Annotated in this window: 7 protein-coding genes; 5 read left to right on the top strand and 2 right to left on the bottom strand. The window is 60.0% G+C overall.

Translation table 11 applies throughout. The annotated features are described in order from the left end of the window. Positions 1 to 441 precede the first annotated feature (441 nt). Positions 442 to 921 (top strand): DUF1203 domain-containing protein, encoded by a 480-nt coding sequence (locus sphst_RS14210; RefSeq protein WP_056405981.1) that lies wholly within the window; start codon positions 442 to 444, stop codon positions 919 to 921. 79 nt (positions 922 to 1,000) lie between these two features. On the opposite strand, the gene sphst_RS21685 is transcribed toward sphst_RS14210, so the two are convergent. After that, positions 1,001 to 1,210 (bottom strand): chorismate mutase, encoded by a 210-nt coding sequence (locus tag sphst_RS21685; protein WP_200912162.1) that lies wholly within the window; start codon positions 1,208 to 1,210, stop codon positions 1,001 to 1,003. Between the two features lie 672 nt (positions 1,211 to 1,882). Here sphst_RS21685 and sphst_RS14200 point away from each other — a divergent pair. The 3 genes from sphst_RS14200 to sphst_RS14190 are packed head-to-tail and all read left to right on the top strand — an operon-like array spanning position 1,883 to position 3,418. Then, positions 1,883 to 2,311 carry a hypothetical protein gene (locus sphst_RS14200; protein ID WP_043156791.1) on the top strand — a complete coding sequence of 143 codons (429 nt, stop codon included), beginning with the start codon at positions 1,883 to 1,885 and terminating at the stop codon, positions 2,309 to 2,311. Next, positions 2,308 to 2,511: a helix-turn-helix transcriptional regulator gene (locus sphst_RS14195; protein ID WP_031393983.1), complete on the top strand. Its 204-nt coding sequence runs from the start codon at positions 2,308 to 2,310 to the stop codon at positions 2,509 to 2,511. The genes sphst_RS14200 and sphst_RS14195 overlap by 4 nt, the downstream gene beginning before the upstream one ends. A gap of 1 nt (position 2,512) precedes the next feature. After that, positions 2,513 to 3,418, top strand: a complete 906-nt coding sequence (locus sphst_RS14190; protein WP_031393984.1) for an alpha/beta fold hydrolase — start codon at positions 2,513 to 2,515, stop codon at positions 3,416 to 3,418. Between the two features lie 396 nt (positions 3,419 to 3,814). Here sphst_RS14190 and sphst_RS20680 read toward each other — a convergent pair whose 3' ends face one another. Then, positions 3,815 to 4,240: a hypothetical protein gene (locus sphst_RS20680; protein ID WP_031393985.1), complete on the bottom strand. Its 426-nt coding sequence runs from the start codon at positions 4,238 to 4,240 to the stop codon at positions 3,815 to 3,817. Positions 4,241 to 4,565: 325 nt separating this feature from the next. Here sphst_RS20680 and sphst_RS14185 point away from each other — a divergent pair, with 325 nt between their 5' ends. Further along, positions 4,566 to 6,830: a WD40/YVTN/BNR-like repeat-containing protein gene (locus sphst_RS14185; protein WP_234387664.1), complete on the top strand. Its 2,265-nt coding sequence runs from the start codon at positions 4,566 to 4,568 to the stop codon at positions 6,828 to 6,830. Positions 6,831 to 6,993 lie beyond the last annotated feature (163 nt).

Here is a 6,993-nt window from a genome sequence, read left to right as displayed (position 1 = left end):
TCTTTCGGTTTAAAATTAAAAAGACCCACAAGTGGACGCTCATGCCCCTTCCTTCGCTTCCCAACTTCGGACGCTGGTTCATCTTTGCGAATGACCGATTTTTAAACCCGGCTATTCACTCGCGAATGTCGTGATTGGTGGTTAGCGGACGTTCCGCTTTGGGGTTCACACCTGAAGAAACTGACCACTGAATGGGCGATTCAGATGCATCAGTCTTTTGCATTGGGGAACTGTCTGTTTTTCGCCGTTCTTTATACAATGCAAAAATTGTGGGTTTCGCATCATGCAACGCTTCCGCAAATTTCCGCCATTGGGCGATCCCGCCAACCGGTCTTCCCGTCAGGATGCTGAAACGGGAATGACGGGGTTTGATGGCAAGAAACAGGACGCCTGCGAATATGCGGCAGGCCATAGGATCGTAAGACCTGTAGGAATTCGTTCATGTCCTTTCGCGTCCTGGGCATTGACCCCGGCCAGTTCAGTCACCTTTACGGGCTTTCCGATGCCGACCTCGCTGCTGAAGGAGCAAAGCGGTACGTCGTGGATAGCAAACCAGGCTTTCCCGATCGCGTTGAAGTCCGCGACATGAACATCGGGGAGCACGCGATCTTGCTGAATTACGAGCATCAGCCGGCCGACACGCCGTACCGTTCCCGGCACGCCATCTTCGTGCGCGAAGGCGCCCATCGCGCGCTGGATGCGATCGACGTAATTCCAGATGTACTTCGCATCCGCCCTATCTCGCTTCGTGGGTTCAGCGAGAACGGTGAGATGGTGGATGCCGACCTTGTGGACGGGGATGCCCTTGCGCCGCTCATCGAGCGGTTCTTCGAGAATCCTGCTATCACCTACTTGCAGGCGCATTACGCAAAACGCGGCTGCTACGCCGCACGGATCGTCCGCGCCGATCTTCCCATTTAGGAAGGGTGGCTGAGAAGCGAGGAGCGTTCCCAAAAGGTTCGATTTGGGAAAGGCATGCGCTCGGATGCAATAGCCTCCGTTAATCTGTCGAGGTCTGATGCCGCTCGAAAGCCTTGTGTTCGACCTGGATGAAGGCCGCTATCATTGCGCGGTATGCCGCCTCTGCGACACTGGGTTCTAATCCAGCTTCGTCAGAGATAGCGCGTACCTTCGCAATCACCTGCTCGACGCGTTTCGGTGCCTCGACGTCGGCCGAAGAATTTTTTAAACTTGGCGGCTTCGTGAACATAGGTGCCGCGCTCTGCCATCAGCGTGATGATCTTTCTATCGAGCCGATCAATATTCTATCGAACATCATCTAATGAACTTATATTGATAGCTAGCTCCGGCCTGTTGCCGAATCGCGTACTCCCCCGCGCGTCCGCTTCATGCCGGGCTGGTCGAAATGCGTCCACCGGCGAACCGCCAGCCTTCCCAAAAACGAACCCGGCCCGGAAACGACGGGCAAAAGCTAAGAGTGAACCACTCCCGCTGTAAGCCGCTTTCCCGAAAACCGCTCCCAAAACGTTTTCGCGAAATGGCGTCATCTTGAAGGAGTTATGGGAATGACAGTTACGCTCTTTTAGCTGACGCAAAACACATGATTGGCGCCAATCGGGGTTGGCGACGGCGTTCTGCGACGAATGAGAGGCTGCCGTCCGAAATCACCTGTTTGTCAAACACGCGTGACGGGAACCGGGCTTCCCGTACATTCGACCGCTGAACGGCCGGAACGGGAAGAAGTAGAGACCGTCCGGTTTTGGGAATGGAACGGCGGTTAGCGGACGTTGCTTGTTGGCTGTCGCCTTCAAAAACGGTGAGACATTCGGTTATAAAACTTCTCTGCGATGGAAAGCCTACTTGACGTAAAGCTTGCTTTCCATGACAAGCTTCCTTCACAACAAATCGAAGGGGCTTTCATATGACCACCCACGTCGCCAACACCCGCTACCGAGACCCCGCAACCAAGCGCTATAATCGGCGCATGATCGGCGCGATGCTCAGCTACATCGTGTTGCTGTTCGGCGTGCAACGTGCCTTCGACCTCGACGCGATGCACGGCCCTGCCCGCTGGGTGCTGGCGGCACTGCCGGGCCTGCCGGTCGCAGCCGTTTTCTGGCTGATCGGCGACATGATCCTGGACATGCGCGACGAATATCTACGGCTCCTTGAGGTACGCAAGGCGCTGATCGCGACCGGCGTGAGCATGACGCTGGTATCCATCCTGGGTTTCCTCGAGATGCTGGGCGGCGCGCCGCACCTGCCGCTCTTCTACGTTCCCGTGCTGTGGTTCGGATCATTAGGTATCGGACAGTGCGCCAACATGCTGATCGAGCGACAGAGGTCATGATCAATCATCTGCGTGCGCTACGCGCTGCTCGCGGATGGTCGCAACAGCATCTCGCCGAGCTGCTGGAAGTGAGCCGGCAGAGTGTGAACGCGATCGAGACCGGACGCTACGATCCATCGCTTCCACTCGCATTCAAGCTCGCCGAGCTGTTCGACCTCGCCATCGAAGACGTCTTCGTCAGCCCTTCAAAGGAGCAATAACATGATCCGACACCTCGGTTTGCGTATCGCGCTATCAGCCATGACTATTGGCCCCGCTTTCCATCCTGTCGCAACCCATGCCGAGGCATCCACGCGGATCATGCAGATGTCGCATATTTCGGTGGTTTCCATAGGCAAAGGCACGCCAGTCATCCTGATCCCCGGCCTGTCGAGTCCTCGAACCGTGTGGGATGGCGTGGTACCTGGTCTTGCAAAGACTCACCGCGTCTATGTGGTTCAGGTCAACGGTTTTGCCGGCGATGCCCCGGGTGCGAACCTATCGCCTGGGATACTCGACGGCATAGTCGAGGACCTCCATGCGCTCATCGAACGCGAGAAGATCGCAGGTGCCGCGATGGTTGGTCATTCGATGGGAGGGCTCGTTGCGCTGAAGCTGGCCGAAACGCATCACGCCGATCCCGGGCGCATAATGATCGTCGACGCACTGCCTTTCATCGGCACGCTATTTTCACCCGTCGCGACCGTCGCCATGGTCGAGCCGCAGGCCAAGGCGATGCGAGACGTGCAGGTGGCCAGCTATGGCAAACCTGTCAGCGACGCGGCCGCGCAGGCGATTGCAGATCGGCTGGCATTGAAGCCGGCATCTCGCGCGCTGGTGTCGGGCTGGGTGAAAGCTGCCGATCCACGAGTGTCCGGCGCTGCGATGTACGAGGACATGACCAGCGACCTGCGCCCGGTAATGAAGATGATCGCGACGCCGATCACGCTGGTCTATCCTTGGTCGGTCGACGGGCCCACCAAGTCGCAGGCGGATGCGATGTATCATGCAGCGTACAAGGACGCGCCGCATGTCACCTTCGTCGATATTGGTGAGGCCCGGCATTTCGTGATGCTCGACCAACCTGCACTGTTCCAGGAAGCGGTTGGTGCGTTCCTGACGCACTGAGTTATCGCGTGGCGTCCTCTAAAGCTAAGCCGAAAGCTTGCCGCTCGTGGGTCAACCACTGGTTGACCCACGTCGCGCGCCACTCTTCGACCTAGCCCTTTTTCTGTGGCGAACCCGTCGCGGGGCGGTCGCTTTGGCCGCGTGTGGTAGCCGTCCCGGCATCCCCATTCTCCAATCCGTTCCCGTTTGCTCATTTTCCAAATTACCAATCGACGATGGAACGACGGGAACGATCTTACTTAACGAATGTCTGCTTTCGGTGTTGTAAATCGGCAGTCTGAGCGTCGCCAATTTGGCGCTTTCGGTCATTGGGCGCGATCGGCGTCGGAACGGCTGAATGTGGTGGATTTCGGTCCGTCTGCTTTAGAGCGGAGAAGATGCGAAATTGCCGTTGTGTCAGCCCAAACTATCGGGCGAAGGGCCTTCCAGATCGGGCCGGCGGATTGACACCCCCCCAGACCTCTCCCAAACTTGCAGGATAGCGATCCATTCCGCAATCATCGGGTTTCCGGGGCAATTGAAGCCGTCATCTCGAAGATGAAATGGCGGATCATCGTGTGCTTCGTTAATGGTCTCACCAGTCTTGCTATCGAATGGATAGCCTAAGACGGGTTCCACAACGTTCTGTAGCAAGATGGCTTGTGTGCCGATGGCAACGTCGAACGCGCGACGGCACTGTTGGCAGCATACCCGCACCAACATATTTGTGCGGGCAAAGGTCGCTTTATCTGGATCGTATTCACAATACCGCGGGATACCGTCGAGCCACCAAGTCGGCGGCTCCGAGATACGATCCGTGATGTCCATGAGGGGGTAGTGCATCTCGATCCCTGCCTTCGAAGATGAACCTATGGCAGGTTTCAGGTGAGGGATAGCCCTAGGGGAACGACCAGGTTTGGGCGGAACTGCCAAGCATCGGAGGGCAGGCAAACCCACATACGGCCGTTCGTGATCGATCGCACCGCGCCCAAAAGCGGACGGACGTTAATCCGACGATACGCACCAGTTCAAATTTGTTTTCGAACTACGAATCAGCACCTGAATCGAGTGTAGCGTTTCTGGCGGGGGCTAGGCCGATATGTGAGACGACTCGACTATCCGTCCCGATCCTGCTTCGCTAAATGGCCACATCGGAGAGGGTGACCGCGTGAAACTCGTTATCCCGCTTCTGGGACTCGCGGCAGCTTCGCTCGCTGCCGCTCCCACTTTGCATGTTCCCTCCCAACTGCCGTACAAATGGAACAACGTCGTGATTGGTGGCGGCGGGTTCTCGCCCGCCATCGTGTTCAGCGTCGCCGAAAGGGACCTTGCATATTTGCGCACCGATGTGGGTGGCGCCTATCGCTGGGATGCCCTTACGCAGCGCTGGATTGCGCTCCAGGACGGCCAAGCGCAGAACAGCTACATGGGCGTCGAAAGCATCGCGCCGGACCCGGTAGACCCAGACATCATTTACCTCGCCGCGGGCATGTACTTCGACCAACCTGCGGCGATCATGCGGAGCGCCGATCGCGGCGCTTCCTGGCAAATAACGCCGGTTCCCTTCAGCATGGGCGGCAACGAGGACGGTCGCGGTCTGGGCGAACGCCTAGCGATTGATCCGGATCGGCGGACGCACCTGTTCTTCGGATCGCGGCACGACGGTCTTTGGGACAGTGAGGACAGCGGCCGGACGTGGCACAAGGTCGAGAGCTTCCCGTGGAAGGGGCTTGGCCGTCCCGCCGCGAACCACACCCATGGCGGCGTCTCCTTCGTCGTCTTCGGCCCGCCGGGCGAAACTGCCCTTGGCCGGTCGCGCGCCATGTATGCCGGCGTCGCAGACGCAACGGTGCAACACCTGTACCGCTCGACCGACGCCGGTCGAAGCTGGAGCGCCGTCACCGGAGGTCCGGCCTCGACCATGCTGCCCGTCAAGGCGGCAGTAGACCAACAGGGCATGCTCTACATCGATTACTGCTCCGACATCGGTCCGAACGGGATCGCACTAGGTGAGGTTTGGAAGCTCGACCCGAGGTCGGGCGGATGGACGAACATCACGCCTGAGCGCGGTGATGAGGCCGAGGGCGGCTACATGGGGCTCAGCCTCGATCGGCTCCATCCCGGCCGGCTGGCGGTGTCGACGGTCGATCGCTGGAACCATCGCGATACCGTTTGGCTGTCGTCCGACAGCGGCGCGCACTGGTCGAGCCTGCGGGAGCGGAGTTCACGCGATCTCTCGCCGGCCCCCTGGCTCCGGCTCGACAAGGGTGGGTTTGGCGGCTGGATCGCGGGTCTGGCGTTCGATCCGTTCGACGGTGCCACGCTTGCCTATGCCACGGGGCTGACGGTGTTCCGGACCAGGCAAGCGGACAAGGCCGATATGGTTTGGCGGCCCTGGGTCACCGGGATCGAAGAGGCGGTGCCGCTCAGCCTCGTCAGTCCGCCCGAGGGGCCCCATTTGATCTCCGGCATCGGCGACACGCACGGCTTCGTCCACGATCGGCTCGACCGCGCGCCGGAGCGGGCCTTCGCCGATCCCGACCTGCCGCAGACTAACAATGTCGATTATGCCGGCGTGGTGCCCAAGATCATCGTTCGGAGCGCATCAGGCTATTCTCCCGATCCTGAGGGGGCGTCGCTCGGCTGGTCGGAGGACGGAGGCCGCAGCTGGCATAAGATGCTGGCGTCGCCAATCGCGATCGGGCCCGCCGCGCCACGGCGGATCGACGCCGATGGCCAGGCACCGATCACTGTTTCAGCGGATGGGAGCACCTTCCTGGTGTCTGGGCTAGTGACGCTCGCCACGGCCGATAGGGGGCGGATCTGGTGGCGACCCAAGGGTTTACCGGAACGCACCTATGCGGTCGCCGACAAGGTCGACCCCCTTGCCTGGTACGCGATCGACTATACTGGTGCGCGTATATTCGTCAGTCGTGATGGGGCGAAGACGTTCACGCAGGCACCCGCGCAGGGACTCCCGGCCGGCATTGCCAGCTCGCGCCCGGCGGCACGGGAGTTTCAACCAATGGCGGCGGCAACGCCGGGAACGGCCAGCGAGCTCTGGCTGATCCTAGGCGGCCGCTTCTTCCACACTAGCGACGGAGCCCGAACGTTCGTGGCGTCCACGCCAGCCAATCCGCTGTTGCGTGACATGTATTTCGTGAGCTTCGGTCTCGGCAAGGCGGCGCCCGGCGGGCACGTGCCGACTCTCTATGCCTTCGGGGTCACGAAGACGTTTGGCGGGCTGTGGCGCTCGACCGACGCGGGCGCGCGCTGGTTTCGGATTAACGACGACGCGCATCAATGGGGTCTTAGATACCGAGTCATCACGGGCGATCCTCGCCTCTTCGGCCGCGTCTACTTGGCGACCGATGGCCGAGGCATCTTCTACGGAGATCCTTTGCCGCAACCCGTGCGTGCCGGAGCGCATTGACCCACAAGCCGACATTCGTAGGCTCTTGTCGGCTACCCAATATCGGCCAATCATTCATCAGATCGATGCGCCGCACCTGCAGGCCAATCCGTTACACAGGCGGCTGGAAGCGCTCACCGATGGGCTAGGGATTTCCGGATCGCGCATCGCACGAGCGGGAACG

This window comes from Sphingomonas sp. STIS6.2, from assembly GCF_000732685.2.
In the GTDB taxonomy this organism is placed as follows: Bacteria; Pseudomonadota; Alphaproteobacteria; order Sphingomonadales; family Sphingomonadaceae; genus Sphingomonas; species Sphingomonas aerolata.
This window is presented reverse-complemented; position numbering and strand designations above follow the sequence as displayed.

Coding starts and splice junctions, on each gene's coding strand:
- sphst_RS14210 (WP_056405981.1), top strand. CDS start 442: ATGTCCTTTCGCGTCCTGGGCATTGACCCCGGCCAGTTCAGTCACCTT.
- sphst_RS21685 (WP_200912162.1), bottom strand. CDS start 1,210: ATGTTCACGAAGCCGCCAAGTTTAAAAAATTCTTCGGCCGACGTCGAG.
- sphst_RS14200 (WP_043156791.1), top strand. CDS start 1,883: ATGACCACCCACGTCGCCAACACCCGCTACCGAGACCCCGCAACCAAG.
- sphst_RS14195 (WP_031393983.1), top strand. CDS start 2,308: ATGATCAATCATCTGCGTGCGCTACGCGCTGCTCGCGGATGGTCGCAA.
- sphst_RS14190 (WP_031393984.1), top strand. CDS start 2,513: ATGATCCGACACCTCGGTTTGCGTATCGCGCTATCAGCCATGACTATT.
- sphst_RS20680 (WP_031393985.1), bottom strand. CDS start 4,240: ATGCACTACCCCCTCATGGACATCACGGATCGTATCTCGGAGCCGCCG.